14 protein-coding genes are annotated in these 17,172 nt (G+C 70.7%); 9 read left to right on the forward strand and 5 right to left on the reverse strand.

Features of this window, described 5'->3' with window-relative positions:
• Nucleotides 1-166: 166 nt before the first annotated feature.
• From ACN20J_RS42840 to ACN20J_RS42865, 6 genes are all read left to right on the forward strand, one after another.
• A complete protein-coding gene (locus tag ACN20J_RS42840; protein WP_419668092.1) occupies nucleotides 167-877 on the forward strand; it encodes a (2Fe-2S)-binding protein in 711 nt (236 codons plus the stop codon).
• A 145-nt stretch (nucleotides 878-1,022) separates the two neighbouring features.
• Entirely contained in the window at nucleotides 1,023-2,174 is a 1,152-nt protein-coding gene (gene glgA / locus ACN20J_RS42845) for a glycogen synthase (protein ID WP_190227582.1), read from the forward strand.
• Between the two features lie 93 nt (nucleotides 2,175-2,267).
• The gene (gene glgC / locus ACN20J_RS42850) at nucleotides 2,268-3,488 is read left to right on the forward strand and encodes a glucose-1-phosphate adenylyltransferase (protein WP_189839342.1); all 1,221 of its coding nucleotides are present in this window, start codon (nucleotides 2,268-2,270) and stop codon (nucleotides 3,486-3,488) included.
• Between the two features lie 131 nt (nucleotides 3,489-3,619).
• Nucleotides 3,620-5,968: a GH92 family glycosyl hydrolase gene (locus ACN20J_RS42855; protein ID WP_190227583.1), complete on the forward strand. Its 2,349-nt coding sequence runs from the start codon at nucleotides 3,620-3,622 to the stop codon at nucleotides 5,966-5,968.
• A 165-nt stretch (nucleotides 5,969-6,133) separates the two neighbouring features.
• The gene (locus ACN20J_RS42860; protein WP_190227584.1) at nucleotides 6,134-7,477 is read left to right on the forward strand and encodes a wax ester/triacylglycerol synthase family O-acyltransferase; all 1,344 of its coding nucleotides are present in this window, start codon (nucleotides 6,134-6,136) and stop codon (nucleotides 7,475-7,477) included.
• Nucleotides 7,478-7,635: 158 nt separating this feature from the next.
• Nucleotides 7,636-9,132 carry an SDR family NAD(P)-dependent oxidoreductase gene (locus tag ACN20J_RS42865; protein WP_189839339.1) on the forward strand — a complete coding sequence of 499 codons (1,497 nt, stop codon included), beginning with the start codon at nucleotides 7,636-7,638 and terminating at the stop codon, nucleotides 9,130-9,132.
• 47 nt (nucleotides 9,133-9,179) lie between these two features.
• Here ACN20J_RS42865 and ACN20J_RS42870 read toward each other — a convergent pair whose 3' ends face one another.
• From ACN20J_RS42870 to ACN20J_RS42885, 4 genes are all read right to left on the reverse strand, one after another.
• Nucleotides 9,180-9,998 carry an SDR family oxidoreductase gene (locus tag ACN20J_RS42870; RefSeq protein ID WP_257678072.1) on the reverse strand — a complete coding sequence of 273 codons (819 nt, stop codon included), beginning with the start codon at nucleotides 9,996-9,998 and terminating at the stop codon, nucleotides 9,180-9,182.
• Nucleotides 9,999-10,074: 76 nt separating this feature from the next.
• A complete protein-coding gene (locus ACN20J_RS42875; RefSeq protein ID WP_189839734.1) occupies nucleotides 10,075-10,530 on the reverse strand; it encodes a hypothetical protein in 456 nt (151 codons plus the stop codon).
• A 199-nt stretch (nucleotides 10,531-10,729) separates the two neighbouring features.
• The gene (locus ACN20J_RS42880; RefSeq protein WP_190232531.1) at nucleotides 10,730-11,362 is read right to left on the reverse strand and encodes an MBL fold metallo-hydrolase; all 633 of its coding nucleotides are present in this window, start codon (nucleotides 11,360-11,362) and stop codon (nucleotides 10,730-10,732) included.
• On the reverse strand, nucleotides 11,359-12,447 hold the full coding sequence (locus tag ACN20J_RS42885; RefSeq protein WP_055617480.1) for an S-(hydroxymethyl)mycothiol dehydrogenase: 1,089 nt from the start codon (nucleotides 12,445-12,447) through the stop codon (nucleotides 11,359-11,361). The genes ACN20J_RS42880 and ACN20J_RS42885 overlap by 4 nt, the downstream gene beginning before the upstream one ends.
• 392 nt (nucleotides 12,448-12,839) lie before the next feature.
• Here ACN20J_RS42885 and ACN20J_RS42890 point away from each other — a divergent pair, with 392 nt between their 5' ends.
• Both ACN20J_RS42890 and ACN20J_RS42895 read left to right on the forward strand, forming a co-directional pair.
• Nucleotides 12,840-13,010, forward strand: coding sequence for a hypothetical protein (locus ACN20J_RS42890; RefSeq protein WP_189839336.1), 171 nt, complete (start codon nucleotides 12,840-12,842; stop codon nucleotides 13,008-13,010).
• A gap of 74 nt (nucleotides 13,011-13,084) precedes the next feature.
• The gene (locus tag ACN20J_RS42895; protein WP_189839335.1) at nucleotides 13,085-13,567 is read left to right on the forward strand and encodes a GNAT family N-acetyltransferase; all 483 of its coding nucleotides are present in this window, start codon (nucleotides 13,085-13,087) and stop codon (nucleotides 13,565-13,567) included.
• 50 nt (nucleotides 13,568-13,617) lie between these two features.
• Here ACN20J_RS42895 and ACN20J_RS42900 read toward each other — a convergent pair whose 3' ends face one another.
• Complete coding sequence (locus ACN20J_RS42900; protein ID WP_189839334.1) at nucleotides 13,618-15,015, reverse strand: amidase; 1,398 nt, start codon at nucleotides 15,013-15,015, stop codon at nucleotides 13,618-13,620.
• Nucleotides 15,016-15,279: 264 nt separating this feature from the next.
• Between ACN20J_RS42900 and ACN20J_RS42905 the strand changes: the two genes are divergently transcribed.
• On the forward strand, nucleotides 15,280-17,160 hold the full coding sequence (locus tag ACN20J_RS42905) for a family 20 glycosylhydrolase (protein WP_372505537.1): 1,881 nt from the start codon (nucleotides 15,280-15,282) through the stop codon (nucleotides 17,158-17,160).
• Nucleotides 17,161-17,172: the final 12 nt, after the last annotated feature.

Consider the following 17,172-nt stretch of genomic DNA (forward strand, 5'->3'; position numbering starts at 1 on the left):
GGTTAATACGATCCCTTTTGAAAGCGCCCGTGTCGTCGTACCTGAGCAGTCATTGGGTCCTACTGCCGATGGAGTACGTCTTGGGCCTAGTCCTCCCCAGGTCGGGTGACACCGGGTACAACCCCCCTAGTGGCTCCGTTATGCCCCCTTGGTGTACTTGGTCTCCGTGAACCTCGATCCGGATCTCAATCGACTCGCCTCTCTCGAAGGTTTCTTCGCCCTGCGCACGGGACGGCCGTCGCTGCCGACCCTCACGGAGGCGTATGGGATACGGAGTGTCACCGAAGAGTCGGATCCGCTCACTTTCCGTGTTCGTAAGGTCGTGCGGCTGCTGGACGCGCCCGAGGCGCGCATCGGGGCCTCGGTGGCGCAGCAGGGACTCGCCGCCCGGCTGTGGTCGGTGGCCCTGGGGTCGGCAGCCCTCTACGGGCAGATTCCCGACCTCGACCCCCGGCTGCTGCGCTGGGACGCGGACGGCAGCGCGCCCGACGACCTGTGGCTGGCCGAGACACGCCCCCTGCCCGGCGACGCGGCCACCGTCCGGCGCGTCGTACAGGACGGCCATCTCGAACCCCTCGCGGCGGCGCTGCGGGCCCGGCAGCCCGTCTCCGCGGCACTGTTGCGGGGCAACGCGGCCTCCGCGCTCGCGGGCGCCGCACGCGAACTCGACCGCTGGGCCCGCGCCAACGGCCACCCCGAGGTGGGAGACCGGGCCCGCTCACTCGCCGCCGAGCTCCTCGACCACCCCGACCTGCGGGACACCGGCACCCTGAACGGCACGGCGTTCCGCCGGCGCAGCTGCTGCCTCTACTACCGGGTGCCCGGCGGCGGAGTGTGCGGCGACTGCTGCTTCGTACGTCCCCCGCGCCGACTCTGAGCACGGTGTCGCCGCGACTCCGAGCACCGTGCTGCCGCGACTCCCATCGTGCCGCGCTGTGAGGCGTGCCTTCCTCTGTGGTCTTCCCCAAGGGCCACTTCTGGGTGACCATGTGGGAACCAGCCGCTGAGACAGGGGGTTCCGGGTGCGTGTGGGACTGCTTTCCCGGGAGTACCCGCCGGATGTGTACGGCGGTGCGGGGGTACATGTCGAGTTCCTCGCCCGGGAGTTGAGGCCCCTCACCGACCTGGACGTGCACTGCTGGGGCGAGGGCGCCGCAGGCGGAGTCGTACGCCACCGGCCCTGGCCCACGCTCGACGGCGCGAACGACGCGCTGCGCACCTTCTCCGTCGACCTCGCCATCACCGCCGCTCTCGAAGGCCGCGAGCTCGTCCACTCGCACACCTGGTACGCCAACCTCGCGGGCCACATGGCGAAGCTGCTCTACGGCATTCCGCATGTGATGACCGCACACTCCCTGGAGCCGCTGCGCCCCTGGAAGGCCGAGCAGCTCGGCGGCGGCTACGCCCTCTCCAGCTGGGCCGAGCGCACCGCCATAGAAGCCGCGGACGCCGTGATCGCCGTCTCCACGGCCATGCGCGAGGACATCCTCGGCTGCTACACGTCCCTGGACCCGGCGAAGGTGCGCGTCCTGCACAACGGCATCGACACCTCCCTCTACCGGCCGGATCACGGCACGGACGTGATCGACCGCATCGGGCTCGACCTCAGCCGCCCCTACGTCCTGTTCGTCGGCCGCATCACCCGCCAGAAGGGCGTGCCCCATCTGCTGCGCGCGGTCCGGGACATCGACCCGGCCGCCCAGGTCGTCCTCTGCGCGGGAGCCCCCGACACACCGGAGATCGACCAGGAGTTCCGCGACCTCTTCCAGGAGCTCAGCGGTGTCCGCGAGGGCGTGCACTGGATCCCGCAGATGCTGCCGCGCCCGGACGTGATCCAACTCCTCACGCACGCCGCCGTGTTCGTCTGCCCCTCCGTGTACGAGCCCCTGGGCATCGTCAACCTGGAGGCGATGGCCTGCGGCACGGCCGTCGTGGCCTCGCGGGTGGGCGGGATTCCCGAGGTCGTCGCAGACGGCGAGACCGGCCTGCTGGTGTCCGTCGAGGACGACTTCGAGGCGCAGCTCGCGCGTGCCCTCGACTTGCTGCTCGCCGACCCGCAGGCAGCCCGGCGCATGGGCGAGGCGGGCCGGGAACGGGCGGTGCGGGAGTTCGGCTGGGACGCCGTGGCCCGGCGAACCGTCCAGCTGTACGAGGAAATCCTCAAACAGGGGTAGTCCGCGGGCGCGGATCGCCCTCTCACGGGGGTAGTCCTCTGGCAGGTGTAGTTCAAGAACGTGGCCCGAACCGGGCGGTAGAGGGGCGGCGGCATGCGACGCGGTGGACCTTCGGTACTGGGAATCGTACTGGCGGGCGGCGAGGGCAAGAGGCTGATGCCCCTGACCGCCGACCGGGCGAAACCCGCGGTGACTTTCGGCGGCACGTACCGCCTCGTGGACTTCGTACTCTCCAACCTCGTCAACGCCGACATCCTGCGCATCTGCGTCCTGACGCAGTACAAGTCGCACTCGCTCGACCGGCACATCACCACGACCTGGCGGATGTCCAGCCTGCTCGGCAACTATGTGACGCCGGTCCCGGCCCAGCAGCGGCTCGGCCCGCGCTGGTACCTGGGCAGCGCCGACGCGCTCCTGCAGTCGCTGAACCTCGTGCACGACGAACAGCCCGACTACATCGCGGTGTTCGGCGCCGACCACGTCTACCGCATGGACCCGCGGCAGATGCTGACCCAGCACATCGACAGCGGCGCGGGAGTGACCGTCGCGGGCATCCGCGTGCCCCGGAGCGAGTCGTCGGCCTTCGGCGTCATCTCTCCCGGGACGGACGGCCAGAGCGTCCGGGGCTTCCTGGAGAAGCCTGCCGACCCGCCGGGCCTCCCGGACGACCCGGAGTGCGTCTTCGCCTCCATGGGCAACTACATCTTCACCACCAAGACCCTGGTGGAGGCGTTGCACCGGGACGCCGAGGACGAGAACTCCGTGCACGACATGGGCGGCTCGATCCTGCCCACGCTCACCGACCGCGGCGAGGCCCAGCTGTACGACTTCAGCCAGAACCACGTGCCCGGTGAGACGGTCCGGGACCAGGGCTACTGGCGTGACGTCGGGACGCTCGACGCGTACTACGACGCCCACATGGACCTGATCGCCGAGCGGCCCGCATTCAACCTCTACAACCGCAGCTGGCCCATCTACACGCACTCCGGCCAGCTGTCGCCCGCCCGCTTCAACGCAGGCGGCATGGCGAGCGAGTCCATCATCAGCGCGGGCTGCCTGATCCGCGGCCAGGTCACCCGCTCGGTCCTCTCGCCGGGCGTCGTCGTCGACCCGGGCGCGGTCGTCCAGGGCTCGGTGCTCCACGACAACGTGCACATCGGACGGGGCGCGGTCGTGCGCGGCGCGGTCCTCGACAAGAACGTACAGGTGCCCCCGGGAGCCACGATCGGCGTCAACCCGGAGCGGGACCAGGAGCTCTACACGGTCTCCAAGGGCGGCGTGATCGGGCTCGGGAAGGGCCAGCACGTGTCGTAGCGGCCGGGCACGTTGGGCTGCCGGGGTGGCAATGGCGCGGCCCACCCCGGCAGGTCCGAGGTGATGGGCGTGCCGAGCGGTCTTATTAGTACGACCGCACGGTGATCGAGCCCGACACGGAGGACCTGCGTATGAGATGGACCGGACGCCCGCGCCCGCGTACGGCGGCGGTGATCGCTGCCGCCCTGCTCGGGCTGGTCGGCGGCCTCACCGCTCCCTCCGTTCGGGCCGCCGAGCCGGGGGAGGGCAGCCTCACCGAGCTGGTCAACCCGTTCATCGGCACCCAGAACGAGGGCAACACCTTCCCGGGCGCCGCCGTGCCCTTCGGCATGGTGCAGTTGTCCCCGGACACCGGGCACAACACCGGCTACGACTACTCGCAGCGCCACATCCGCGGCTTCTCCCTCGTCCACCTGTCCGGTGTCGGCTGTCGCCTGGGCGGGGATCTGCCCGTCCTGCCGACCACGGGTGACGTCACACAGACCGACTACGCGAAGTACGCCGCAGAGTTCGGCCACGACTCGGAGAAGGCGAGCCCCGGCCACTACAAGGTCGGCCTGAAGAGCGGCATCGACGCCGAACTGACCGCCACCGCGCGCACCGGTGTGCAGCGCTACACCTTTCCGGCCACGGACAAGGCGAACGTCCTCCTGAACGCCGGCCAGTCGCTGCACAAGACGGTCTCCGCGACGATCGAGATCCTCGACGACCGCACCGTACGCAGCTCGATCACCGGCAGCGGCTTCTGCCGCGCCACCGGGCCGTACACCGTCCACACCCTCACCCGCTTCGACCGGCCGTTCACCACGTCCGGCACCTGGCAGGGCGACACGGTCACCGAGGGCTCGAACCGCTCGGCCGGCCCGGGCCGCACCGGCGCGTACCTCCGCTTCGACACGACGAAGGACCGCACGGTCGAGGCGACCACCGCGCTGTCGTACGTGGACGCGCGCGGCGCCGCCGCGAACCTCCGCTCCGAAGGAGACCGTTCCTTCGACAGCGTCCGGGACTCGGCGCGGCGGGCCTGGGAGGACCGGCTCGACGACGTACGGGTGAGAGGCGGCGCAGACACGCAACGGCGCACCTTCTACTCCTCTCTCTACCGGTCCTTCCTCGCCCCGAACATCGGCAGCGACGCGGACGGCCGCTACACCGGCTGGGACGGGAAGGTCCACCGCGAGAAGGGCTTCACCTACTACCAGAACTGGTCGCTGTGGGACACGTACCGCACCCAGGCGCAGCTCCTGGCCCTGCTCGCGCCGCGCGAGTCGCGTGACATGGCACTCTCCGTCCTGAAGATCGACGAGGAGGGCGGCTGGCTGCCCAAGTGGGGCTACGGGACGATCGAGACCAACATCATGACCGGCGACCCGGTCACCCCGTTCCTCACCAACGCCTACCAGCAGGGACTGCTGGACGGGCACGAGGAGGAGACCTACCGGGCCCTGAAGAAGAACGCCGACGGGGTGCCGCCCGCCGGCTCGCCCGCGCTCGGGCGGGAGGGCAACAAGGAGTACATCGCCGACGGATTCGTGCCCCGCCTCAAGGGCCGCCCGCACGCCAAGCCCGGCGACTCGGACTACGACCACGGGGCGTCCGCGACGCTGGAGTACGCCCTGTCCGACGCCATGCTCGCCCAGATGGCACGGGACCTCGGGCACGAGGCGGACGCCGAGCGGTACGCCGCACGCGCGCAGAACTACCGCCGGATCTTCGACCCCTCGACCGGCTTCTTCCGGGCCCGGGACGGCTCGGGCGCCTTCACGGGCGCGGCCGATCCGGCCCGGACCGAGGGATTCCACGAGGGCACGTCCTGGCAGTACCAGTGGCTGGTTCCGCAGGACCTGCCCGGGATGATCGACCTGATCGGCGGAAGGCAGGCCGCGAACGAGCGACTCGACGCGTTCTTCGCGTACGACCAGTTGATGAAGGACCCCGCGAAGACCGCCCGCGAGGTGTGGGTCAACGGGCCGTACGCCTACTACAACGCCGACAAGTACAACCCCCAGAACGAGCCCGACCTGATCGCCCCCTACACCTATCTGTCGACCGGCACGCCCTGGAAGACCACCGACGTGGTGCACGCCGCGCTGACCCTCTTCACGGACGCGCCGACCGGCATGACCGGCAACGACGACCTGGGGACCATGTCCGCCTGGCACGTCCTGTCGTCGATCGGGATCTTCCCGGTGCAGCCCGGATTCGACACCTGGGGCCTGTCCACACCGGTCTTCGAACGGGTGGACATCACGCTCGACCGCCGCTACCACCCGATCGGCGCGCTGACCGTGACGGCCGGGCCGGACGTCTCCGACGGACGCCGTTACATCCGGTCGGTACGTGGTGACGGGGCCGCGCACGACCGTACGTACCTGACGACCGGTGAGCTGCGGGGCATCCGCGAACTGGCCTTCACCCTGGGCGGGAAACCGTCCGACTGGGGCACGGCCTCGGACGCCGCTCCGCCCGTCCTGAAGTGACATCGCCCACTGAGCCGACCCCATAGACCACAGGAGTCCCGCCACCGCCACCGGTGGCGGGACTTAATCTGCTGTTAACTGAGCGTAGCTTGATCGTACTTGACCGTAATCGCCTGCCCGGGATTGACTGCTTGCTCACCCGTCGTCGACGCGAGAGCCAAGCCCTTGACCTCTGACCTTCTCGCACCTCTCGACCTGGCGTTCTGGAACATCGAGTCCGCGGAGCACCCGATGCACCTCGGGGCCCTCGGCGTCTTCGCGGCCAACTCGCCCGCCGCGGCCGCGCACGCGGCCGACCTCCTCGCGGCCCGCGCGGCCGGCGTCCCCGGGCTGCGGATGCGGATCCGCGACATCTGGCAGCCGTTCGACCCGCGGCAGCCGCTGGCCTTCGCCTTCGGCGGCGCGACCCGCGAACCCGCGACCGACTTCGAACCTTTCGACCACATCCGGCTGCACGCACCCGTCGCGGACTTCCACGCCGCCGCGGGCGCGATCATGCAACGCCCCCTGGAGCGCGGAAAGCCCCCGTGGGAGGCCCATGTGGTGCCCGGCGTGGACGGCACCTCGTTCGCCGTGCTCTTCAAGTTCCACCACGCCCTGGCCGACGGACTGCGGGCACTGACGCTCGCCGCGGCCCTCATGGACCCCATGGACATGCCGACGCCCCGCCCCCGCCCCAAGGAGGCCTCGCGCGGCTTACTCCCCGACGTGCGCAAGCTGCCCGGACTCGTCCGCGGCACGCTCTCCGACGTGGGCCGGGCCCTCGACATCGGCGCCTCCGTCGCCCGCGCCACCTGGGGCGTACGCTCCTCCGCCGCCCTGGTTTCCGAGCCGACCGGCACCCGCCGGGTCGCCGGCGTGAACGTGGACCTCGACGAGATCCACAAGATCCGCAAGAGCGCGGGCGGCACCGTCAACGACGTACTGATCGCCGTCGTCGCCGGGGCCCTGCGCCGCTGGCTGGACGAGCGCGGCGACGGCAGCGAGGGCGTGGCGCCCCGCGCCCTCATCCCCGTCTCACGGCGCCGCCCGCGCACCGCCCACCCGCAGGGCAACCGGCTCTCCGGCTACTTGATACGGCTTCCCGTCGACGACCCGGACCCGCTCGGACGGCTCTCCACGGTCCGAACGGCCATGAACCGCAACAAGGACGCGGGCCCCAACCGGGGCGCGGGCGCCGTCGCCCTGCTCGCCGACCACGTGCCCGCGCTCGGCCACCGGCTCGGCGGGCCCGTCGTCGGCCAGGCCGCCCGGCTGCTCTTCGACATCCTCGTCACCAGCGTGCCGCTGCCCAGCCTCGGCATGAAGCTCGGCGGCTGCCCGCTCACGGAGGTCTATCCCCTCGCGCCGCTGGCCCGCGGCCAGTCCCTCGCGGTCGCGGTCTCCACCTTCCGCGGACGGGTCCACTACGGTCTCGTCGCCGACGCGGAGGCCGTGCCGGACCTCGACCGGTTCGCCAAGTCGCTCACCGCCGAGGTGGAGGAACTGCTCGCCGCCTGCACGCCCTGAGGCGCCGTTTCCGGGTCCCGTGGACCACCCGCCACGGGCCCGGAAGAGACCGGTGATCATCGCGGGTTTGGTGCCTTTGCCCTGTGCTCCGTAAAATTCCGCCTTCGAAAGCGATCGCGGTTCGAGCGCGGCGCGGAACCTTAGGAACGGCAACGGCGATGACGGTGACAGAGGACAGCCAGGCGGCCCCCGCCGTGGACACGGCAGAGGCTCCGGAGGGCTCGTACGGTCCCGGTATCGACCCGGAGCGGTTGGCCGTCTGCCTCAGCGTGCTCGACGAACTCGAGAAGATCGAGGTCGACCACCCCGACGCCATCGCCGTGCGCCGCGCCACCGCGGGCGTCTACCGCACGGTCAAGCAGCGCCGCCGCCAGGAGCGCCGGGCCGCCAAGACCGCCCACGACAAGGCGGTCACCGAGTCCACGGCCACCGGCTCCGCCCAGCGCATCGACGACGAGACCGAGGGCATCCTGCCGTCGTCGGTGACGGACGAGGGCCAGATCGCCGGGATACTCCAACGCCCCCGCTCCTGCTACATCTGCAAGGCGCGGTACGTCGAGGTCGACTACTTCTACCACCAGCTCTGCCAGAACTGCGCCGCCGAGAACCGCGCCCGCCGTGACGCCCGCGCGGACCTCACCGGCAAGCGGGCGCTGCTCACCGGCGGCCGGGCCAAGATCGGCATGTACATCGCCCTCCGGCTGCTCCGGGACGGCGCGCACACCACGATCACCACGCGCTTCCCGAACGACGCCATCCGCCGCTTCAAGGCCATGCCCGACAGCGACGAGTGGATCGGCCGCCTGAAGATCGTCGGCATCGACCTGCGCGACCCCGCCCAGGTCGTCGCGCTCGCCGACTCGGTCTCCGCCGAGGGCCCGCTCGACATCCTGATCAACAACGCCGCCCAGACCGTACGCCGCTCCCCGGGGGCCTACAGCGAGCTGCTCGCCGCCGAGTCGGGACCGCTGCCCGCCGGTGAACTGCCGCCCGCCGAGGTGATCGGCACGTTCGGCTCCGGAGCGGTGTCCGCGCTTCCGGTCGCCGGGGGTGGCGCGCTGACCGCCGACGACGTCACCGGCCTGGCTCTCGTCTCCGGCTCGGCGTCCCTGGAGCGGATCGCGGCCGGTACGGCCATCGACGCGGGCGGCCTGGTGCCCGACCTGCACGACACCAACAGCTGGATCCAGGCGGTCGAGGAGGTCACGCCGGTCGAGCTGCTTGAGGTGCAGCTCTGCAACTCCACCGCGCCGTTCATCCTCATCAGCCGGCTGCGGGCGGCGATGTCGGCCGCGGGGGCCGACCGTACGTACATCGTGAACGTCTCCGCCATGGAGGGCGTCTTCAACCGCGGCTACAAGGGCGCGGGCCACCCGCACACCAACATGGCCAAGGCCGCGCTCAACATGCTCACGCGCACCAGCGCCCAGGAGATGTTCGAGAAGGACCGCATCCTGATGACCGCCGTCGACACCGGGTGGATCACCGACGAGCGGCCGCATCCGGACAAGATGCGGCTCGCGGACGCGGGCTTTCACGCGCCGCTCGATCTGATCGACGGGGCGGCTCGGGTGTACGACCCGATCGTTCGGGGGGAGCAGGGCGAGGACCTGTACGGGGTGTTCTTGAAGGACTACGCGCCCGGCAAGTGGTAGGTGAAGGGGGCTTCGGAGGGGGCTCTTCGCGCAGTTCCCCGCGCCCCTTACGGGGCGCTCCGGCCGCCCGGGGTTTGTGAGCGTAGGCGGTCGTGCACGGCGTACGGGGTTGCCGCCGTGTGCGCTGCTCCTACCCTCGTGCCGCCGTCAACCAGTAGGTCCGTCCCCGTGATCCACTCCGCCGCGTCCGAGGCCAGCCAGACCACCGCGCGGGCGATGTCCTCCGGTTCGCCGATGCGGCCCAGTGGGAGGCCGGCCGCGAGTTCTTCCTCGGCCTGTTCCCATACGAAGCGGGCCATCTCGGTGCGGACGAGGCCGGGGGAGACGGAGTTGACCCGGACGCCGGGGGCCAGTTCGCCCGCGAGTTGCTGGGTCAGATGGAGCAGGGCTGCCTTGCTCGTGGAGTAGGCGCCGACGTTCGGTCCCACGTGTGTCGCGCCCTCGGTGCAGATGTTGATCACCGAGCCGCCGTGGTCGGCCATCCAGGCCCGCCACGCGTACTGGACCAGCCGGAGCGGTGCCTCGACGTTGACCGTGAACGCCTCGCGCCAGAGGTCCGGGTCGGCGTCCATGAGCGGGCCGTAGGGCTGGTTGGTCGCCGCGTTGTTCACCACGATGTCGATACGGCCGAACTCGTCCATCGCCAGCTCGGTCAGCTCCCGCAGATGGGCCGGGTCGGCGACGGTGCCTGCCAGCCCCACTGCACCCAGCTTCGCCGCGGCCCGGCGCACCCCCTCGGCGTCCCGGCCCGTGACACACACCCGTGCCCCCGCGGCCACCAGCCCCTCGGCGACGGCCAGCCCGATCCCGCGCGAGGCCCCGGTGATGACGGCGACCCTGCCCTGAAGTCCGTACGACGACGTCATCCGCGTACGGTCTCATGACGGACCGTCAGTCAACAGGCTTCGGTTGGACCGTCCTTGAGCGGTGGACGTGCGGCCGTCAGCCGACGGTCCTGGGGCGTGCGTGACGTGCCGCGACCAGCTCCAGCACCGTGCGCCAGTCCTCCAGGACCCCGGCGTCGAGGCCGGACGCCCACGAGGCCTCGTCCGCCTGCCGCAGGGTCTGGACGTCCTCCATGACCGGGTCGTCCTCCCACCCGTCCTTGTGGAGGCGTACGAGACGGGAGACGCGCTCGCCCAGCAGTGGGCGGACCGTGTCTGCCGCGTGGTCGGCGTGCCCCGCGACATCACCGGGCCGCAACAGCTGCCCGATGACATGCACCAGGCCCGCCACCTGGAGTTCCTTGTCGGCGGGGCGACTTCGACGCAGCAGCGCCGCGGTCTGCAGCGCGTGGTCGTGGAGATCGACCGGAGGGCCGCCGTGGCCGGCGGAGTTCCGGGAACCTCGGCAGGCGTGCAGCAGATCCATCAGCTCTTCGACACTGCGCAGCTCCATGCGCCAGTCCTCCCTGCGGGCGAGAAAGGCCGTTGCCACGCGTCAGCAGATCATGGCCAGCTTTCGACCGAACCAACGGGAACTGAACTGCGAGCCGTGTAGTGCCCGGATGCCCGGCGCCCGCCCGATCCGGACCCACCTTGCCCGCCCCGGGCCACGGTTCCCGGAGCGGGCAGTGCTGTCTCTCGGCGGGCTCCGCTCAGTGCCCTCGGTCGATCCACTCCTGAAGGTGCGGGGCCTCGGCGCCGACCGTCGTCGAGTCGCCGTGGCCCGTACGGACCGTCGTCTCCGGAGGCAGGGCGAGCAGCCGCGTCCGGATCGACTCGACGATCGTCGGGAAGTGGGAGAACGACCGGCCCGTCGCACCCGGCCCGCCCTGGAACAGGGTGTCCCCGGTGAAGACCGCGCCCAGCTCCGGGGCGTACAGGCACACGGCGCCCGGCGCGTGCCCCGGCGTGTGCAGGACGGTCAGCTCCACGCCCGCGACGGAGAGCTGCTGTCCGTCGGTGAGTTCGCCGTCCGGCAGGCGGTCCGGGTGGGTCTGCTTCCACAGGGGGAGGTCGTCCGGGTGGAGCAGGATCGGGGCGCCGGTGCGGGCCGCGAGGGCGGGGGCCGCGTCGATGTGGTCGTTGTGGGCGTGGGTGCAGACGATGGCCCGCAGTGTGCGGTCGCCGAGCGCCTCGGCGATGGCGTCGGCGTCGTGCGCCGCGTCGATCACCATCGCCTCGGAGTCGTCACCCACGATCCAGACGTTGTTGTCGACGTCCCAGGTGCCGCCGTCCAGGCTGAACGTGCCCGACGTGACCAGATGCTCGATACGGGCCGCCGTCACAGTTCCACCACCGAGCGCAGGACGTCGCCCTGGTGCATGCGGTCGAAGGCCTGCTCCACCGCGTCCAGTTCGATCGTCTCCGTCACGAAGGCCGCCAGGTCGAGGCGCCCCTGCTGGTGGAGGTCGATCAGCATCGGGAAGTCGCGCGAGGGCAGGCAGTCGCCGTACCAGGACGACTTGAGGGCGCCGCCGCGGCCGAAGACGTCCAGCAGGGGCAGCTCCAGCTTCATCTCAGGCGTCGGCACACCGACCAGGACCACCGTGCCCGCGAGGTCCCGGGCGTAGAACGCCTGCTTGTACGTCTCGGGGCGGCCCACCGCCTCGATGACGACATCGGCGCCGAAGCCGCCGGTCAGCTCGCGGATCGCCTCGACGGGGTCCGTCTCCTTGGAGTTGACCGTGTGGGTGGCGCCCATCGTGCGGGCCTTCTCCAGCTTCCGGTCGTCGATGTCGACGGCGATGATCCGCGCGGCACCGGCGAGGTTCGCACCGGCGATCGCCGCGTCCCCGACGCCGCCGCAGCCGATCACGGCCACCGAGTCACCACGGCCCACGTTGCCGGTGTTGATGGCGGCGCCGATGCCGGCCATCACACCGCAGCCGAGGAGGCCCGCGACCGCGGGGGACACCGACGGGTCGACCTTGGTGCACTGGCCGGCCGCGACCAGGGTCTTCTCGGCGAAGGCACCGATGCCCAGGGCGGGGGAGAGCTCCGTGCCGTCCTCCAGGGTCATCTTCTGCTTGGCGTTGTGGGTGTTGAAGCAGTACCAGGGGCGGCCGCGCAGACAGGCGCGGCACTGGCCGCACACCGCGCGCCAGTTGAGGACGACGAAGTCGCCGGGCGCCACATCGGTGACGCCCTCGCCGACCGCCTCCACCACACCGGCCGCCTCGTGGCCGAGGAGGAAGGGGTAGTCGTCGCTGATGCCGCCCTGCTTGTAGTGCAGGTCGGTATGACAGACCCCGCAGGCCTGCACCTTCACGACGGCCTCGCCGGGACCCGGGTCCGGGATGAGAATCGTCCGGATCTCCACCGGTTCGTTCTTACCGGGGGCGATGACACCGCGTACCTGCTGGGCGGCCATGTCGGGCTCCTTCGCGTGGACAATGGGGCGTTGATCATGTTGGCACAGGGCCGGTCGAGTGGATCCGTGCCTGTGGACAACCGAGTGAAACACGCTCGACCGGGGCCTGAACGGACCCTGAAAGACTTCAGACGGTTACACCTTGTTTTCAGCCCCATCGAGCGGGCGCCCGCTCATTTGGTTACCCTGTACGGGACGGACAGCTTATTTGGGTCCCACCCACACCCACGGTCCGTCCCGGGACAAGCCGGTCACCACGGCCTGCTCTCATACGAGTTGACTGGCGCCACCGCGTCCGAACGGCCTCTACTCAGACCCGAGCGGGCGTCAGGCGACCAGTAGCAGAGTGGTCCTGCACGCCCCGAGGGTGACCGACACAAAAGGAGTGCGCGGTGACACCGGAGAAGACGAATCTCGATCAGGGCCCCAAGGAACGTACGGAGCACGCAGGCCGGGCGGAGAAGCTCGGCAGCCTCGACGTCTGGGCCAGGTCCGCACCCATCCGCCTGGCGGGCTACGAGGACGACCTCGCGGAGCCCCACATCCTGCCCAGCGTGGACTGACCGCCCAGGTCCACGGCAGGACCCGCAGGACCCGCAGGATCGCTGATCGGCATGGGCGTGCAAGACTCACGTCCATGCTGATCAGAGAAGCCGCGGCCAGTGACTGGCCGCGGATCTGGCCTTTCTGGCACCGCATCGTCGCCGCCGCCGAGACCTACGCCTGGGACCCGGACACGTCCGAAGAGGACGCCCGCGCCCTGTGGATGGCTCGGGGCAAGCGCGTGTATGTCGCCGAGGACGCCACGGGAGCGGTGGTCGGCTCGGCCTACGTCACCCCCAACTACGGCGGCCCCGCCTCCCACATCGCCAACGCCGGTTTCATGGTCGACCCCGCCCACTCGGGCCGGGGCATCGGCCGGGCGCTGGCCAACCACGTCCTGGAAACGGCCAAGGCCGACGGCTACCGCGCGATGGTCTTCAACGCCGTCGTCGAAACCAACCCCGCCGTCAACCTCTGGCTCTCCCTGGGCTTCACGATCGTGGGCACGATCCCGGAGGCCTACGCCCACCCGACCAAGGGCAGGGTGGGCTTGCACGTGATGCACCGGGCTCTCTGACCGGTCGGGGGTACGGGGCCCCGACCAGCCACAGCCGACGCGCAGCCGACCTACGACCCTTCCCCCGAACCCTCCATCGGAGCCGTCCGCGTCCAAGGCCGCAGCTCCTCCAACTGCCCTGCCAACTCCAGCAACACCGCCTCACTCCCGGGCCGCCCGACCAGCTGGACAGCACCCGGAACCCCCGACGCCAGCGTGCCGAACGGCACAGCCATCGCCGGCCACCCCGTCAGATTCCACGGCGGCGTCAACGGCGAATAGTTCGTGTTGACCAGCACATTCCGCAGCCACCCCCGCCGGTGCCACTCCGCCGCCGCGGGCCCCCGCCGAGCAAGCGCGGGCGTGAGCAGCACCTCGTGCTCCGCGAAGAACGGCTCGAACCTCTCCCGCAACTGCTCCCGCCGCACCCCTCCCCGCACCGACCCCACGAACCGCCGCCCCAGGGCAGCGTGCACGCGGGTCCGCCGAGCGAGCAGCCGCGGATCGAGCCCCTCCGCATCCACCGCCGTACCCGCGGTCCAGTGCGCGAGCGAGGTCGTCCCCAGCCACACGGGATACGGCGGATCCGCCCGCCGGACCCGATGCCCGGCTCCCGCCAGCAACTCGCCCGCCTCACGGGCCGCGTCGGCGTAGGGCCGGCTGACGGTAACCCCCATCAGAGGGCTCCGCACGGAGACGGCGACCGTTCGGGTGACGGGATCCCCGGCCCGTACGACGTCGGTCGCGGCCACCGCCGAGCCCGCCGTCGCGGCCTCCGTCCCGGCCAGGACCGAGAACATCAACCGCGCGTCCTCGACCGTCGTCGCCAGGGGCCCGTTCTCGGACATCCCGAACCAGTCACCGTGGCCGATGCCCGCCGGGACGACACCGTGCCCCGGCTTCAGCCCGACCAGCCCGCAGTTGGCGGCGGGAATGCGCAGCGACCCCATGCCGTCGTTGCCGAGCGCGATGGGCACCATGCCGGCGGCGACCGCGGCCGCGCTCCCACCGGACGAGCCGCCCGCCGTGCGCGTGGTGTCCCACGGATTGCGGGCCGTGCCGTGCACGCCCTCCGTGGTGCCGAAGACGCAGAGTTCCGGGCAGTTCGTCAGACCCACCACGACCGCGCCCGCCGCCCGCAGCCGCGCCACGGTGACATGGTCCTCGTCGGCCGGAGTGTCCGGGCTCGCGGCTGTGCCGTTGCGGGTGGACTCGCCGCGTACGGCCAGATTGTCCTTGACCGCCACCGGCACGCCCGCGAGGGGGAGTTCGGCCAGGTCGGCGCGGGCCGCCACCTCGTCCGCCTCGGCGAGCGCCGCCGTCGCGCGCAGCGTGCGGAAGGCACCCACGCGGGCGTCGAGCAGCTCGATCCGGGCGAGGTGCTCGGCCACCACCTCGCGGGGCGTGACCCGCTTCTCGCGTACGGCGGCGGCGATCTCGGCGGCGGTCCGGCCGGCCCAGCTGGTCACGATGGCTCCTCGGGGCGTGCGATTACCGGTGAGTACTGATGGGGTACGTGGAGCACTGTGCCCCGGCGCGGGGCATCCCGTCGAGAGGCGCCGGGCTTGGACATTCGCTCCGGTCCTCTTGGACTTTTCGCGCCGAGGTTGTCGCACTGTTCGCGCGGAGTGGCAGGTCATCCGACCACTGGGTCAACTTGGCTGACTTCAGACCCCATTGACAGGCCCTGAAGCCAGCTCAATCATCACACCTCCGATGATTGGGAGGTGCCCGTGCGCACGGATGCCAGGAGTACGTATCCAAGACGGTCCCGGCTGGTCGGCGTCGTGGCGGCGCTGCTGCTGCTCGCGGCTCCGGTCCCGGTGGCCCAGGCGGCCGGCGGGGCTGAGAAGGCGGCCCCGGCGACCCCGGTCACCGTCCCCGCGCTGACCGACTGGGCGCCGGAATCAGGACAGTACGTCTACGGCCGCGGCACGCGTCTCGTGGCGGACGGCAAGGCCGAGCGCCGCGTCGCCGACACCCTCGCCGACGACCTGCGCGCGGCGGGCCACGGCAGCGTCCCCGTCGTCGGCGGGGGAGCGCGTACGGGAGACATCGTTGTCGATGTCGCGCCGAAGCGGGCCGCGCTCGGCAAGGAGGGGTACGAACTCCGTGCGGGCAAACGCCTGTCGGTGACGGGCGCCACCGAGACCGGCGCCTTCTACGGCACCCGGACCATCCTCCAACTCCTGGCCCAGGGCGACAGGTTGCCCGCCGGACGCACCGTCGACGTGCCGCAGTACGAGGAGCGCGGCGTCGGGGTCTGCGCCTGCTACATCCACATCACGACGGACTGGCTGGAGAACCTCGTACGCGACATGGCGTACAACAAGCTCAACCAGCTGCTGCTCGAACTGAAGGTGAAGAGCGACGCGCACCCCGAGGCCAACACCTGGGGCTACTACACCAAGGACGAGATACGTCGCCTCGTCGCTCTCGGCGAGAAGTACCATGTCACGATCATTCCGGAGATCAACTCCCCGGGGCACATGGACCCCTGGATCGAGAACCGCCCGGATCTCCAGCTCACCGACTCCGACGGCAACAAGCAGCCGTCCCGTCTCGACATCACGCGCCCCGAGGCCTTCGCCTACTACACGAGCCTGATGGACGAGTACGCGGAGGTCTTCAAGGGCGGCTCGTGGCACATGGGCGCCGACGAGTACATGCTCGGCTCCGACTTCGCCAAGTACCCGCAGGTCCTGGAGTACGCCCGGGCGAAGTACGGCGCGAACGCCACGCCTCAGGACGCGTTCATCGACTTCGTCAACCGGGTCCACGCCTACGCGGCGGACAAGGGCAAGAAGCTGCGCATCTGGAACGACGGGCTCACCGGCGCCAACACCGTGCCCGTCACGGCCGGGACGACGGTCGAGCACTGGCTGAACGTGGCGACGAAGCCCAGCCAACTCCGGTCCCAGGGCTACCCATTGATGAACGCGGCCTACGCCCTCTACCTCGTGCGCGGCGGCTTCCACTCGGACACCAAGGGCCTGTACGACCAGAGTTGGGACCCGCGCAGCTTCGAGGGCGAGAAGCTCGCCTCGCGCGAGGGCATCACCGGGGCGAAGATCAGCCTCTGGCCCGACAACGGGCGCGGCGAGACCGAGAACGAGGTCGCGGTCGACACGGATCCGGCACTGCGGCACGTCGCGCAGGCCACCTGGGGCAGCCCTCACCCGGACGCCACCTACGCGCAGTTCACCGCTCGCGCGGCGGCCGTGGGCCACGCGCCCGGATGGCGGGACCTCACCCGCGTACCGGTCGCGGACGGGACGTACACCTTCCGTGCAGGGAGCGCGACCGTGACGGCCGAGGTGAAGCGCACCCCGGACGGTTACGTGACCTTGAAGACCGCGAACGGCTGCCTCGAAGTACGCGGCGGCAAGCTCACCCTCAACGTGCCGCTCCAGCCCGGCGTCGAGGTGTCCCGGCAGACCTGCGACCCCGCGAACACCCTGCAGCGCTGGCAGTTGGCGCCCGTGCAGGACGGCGGCTACCGGCTCGTCAACGCGATCACGCAGATGGCCGTGCACGTGACCGACGACGGTCGGCTCGTGCAGTACCCGCCGGACCAACAGTCGCCCGCCGTATGGCAGTTGACCGCCGGATGACCCGTAAAGCCG

The organism is Streptomyces sp. 2-1, assembly GCF_048564895.1.
GTDB classification, from domain to species: domain Bacteria; phylum Actinomycetota; class Actinomycetes; order Streptomycetales; family Streptomycetaceae; genus Streptomyces; species Streptomyces phaeochromogenes.

Excerpts from the sequence above, each read along its gene's own strand:
- ACN20J_RS42855 (WP_190227583.1), top strand. The coding sequence starts at position 3,620 with ATGAGATGGACCGGACGCCCGCGCCCGCGTACGGCGGCGGTGATCGCT.
- glgC (WP_189839342.1), top strand. The coding sequence starts at position 2,268 with ATGCGACGCGGTGGACCTTCGGTACTGGGAATCGTACTGGCGGGCGGC.
- ACN20J_RS42875 (WP_189839734.1), bottom strand. The coding sequence starts at position 10,530 with ATGGAGCTGCGCAGTGTCGAAGAGCTGATGGATCTGCTGCACGCCTGC.
- ACN20J_RS42885 (WP_055617480.1), bottom strand. The coding sequence starts at position 12,447 with ATGGCCGCCCAGCAGGTACGCGGTGTCATCGCCCCCGGTAAGAACGAA.
- ACN20J_RS42895 (WP_189839335.1), top strand. The coding sequence starts at position 13,085 with ATGCTGATCAGAGAAGCCGCGGCCAGTGACTGGCCGCGGATCTGGCCT.
- ACN20J_RS42865 (WP_189839339.1), top strand. The coding sequence starts at position 7,636 with ATGACGGTGACAGAGGACAGCCAGGCGGCCCCCGCCGTGGACACGGCA.
- ACN20J_RS42870 (WP_257678072.1), bottom strand. The coding sequence starts at position 9,998 with ATGACGTCGTCGTACGGACTTCAGGGCAGGGTCGCCGTCATCACCGGG.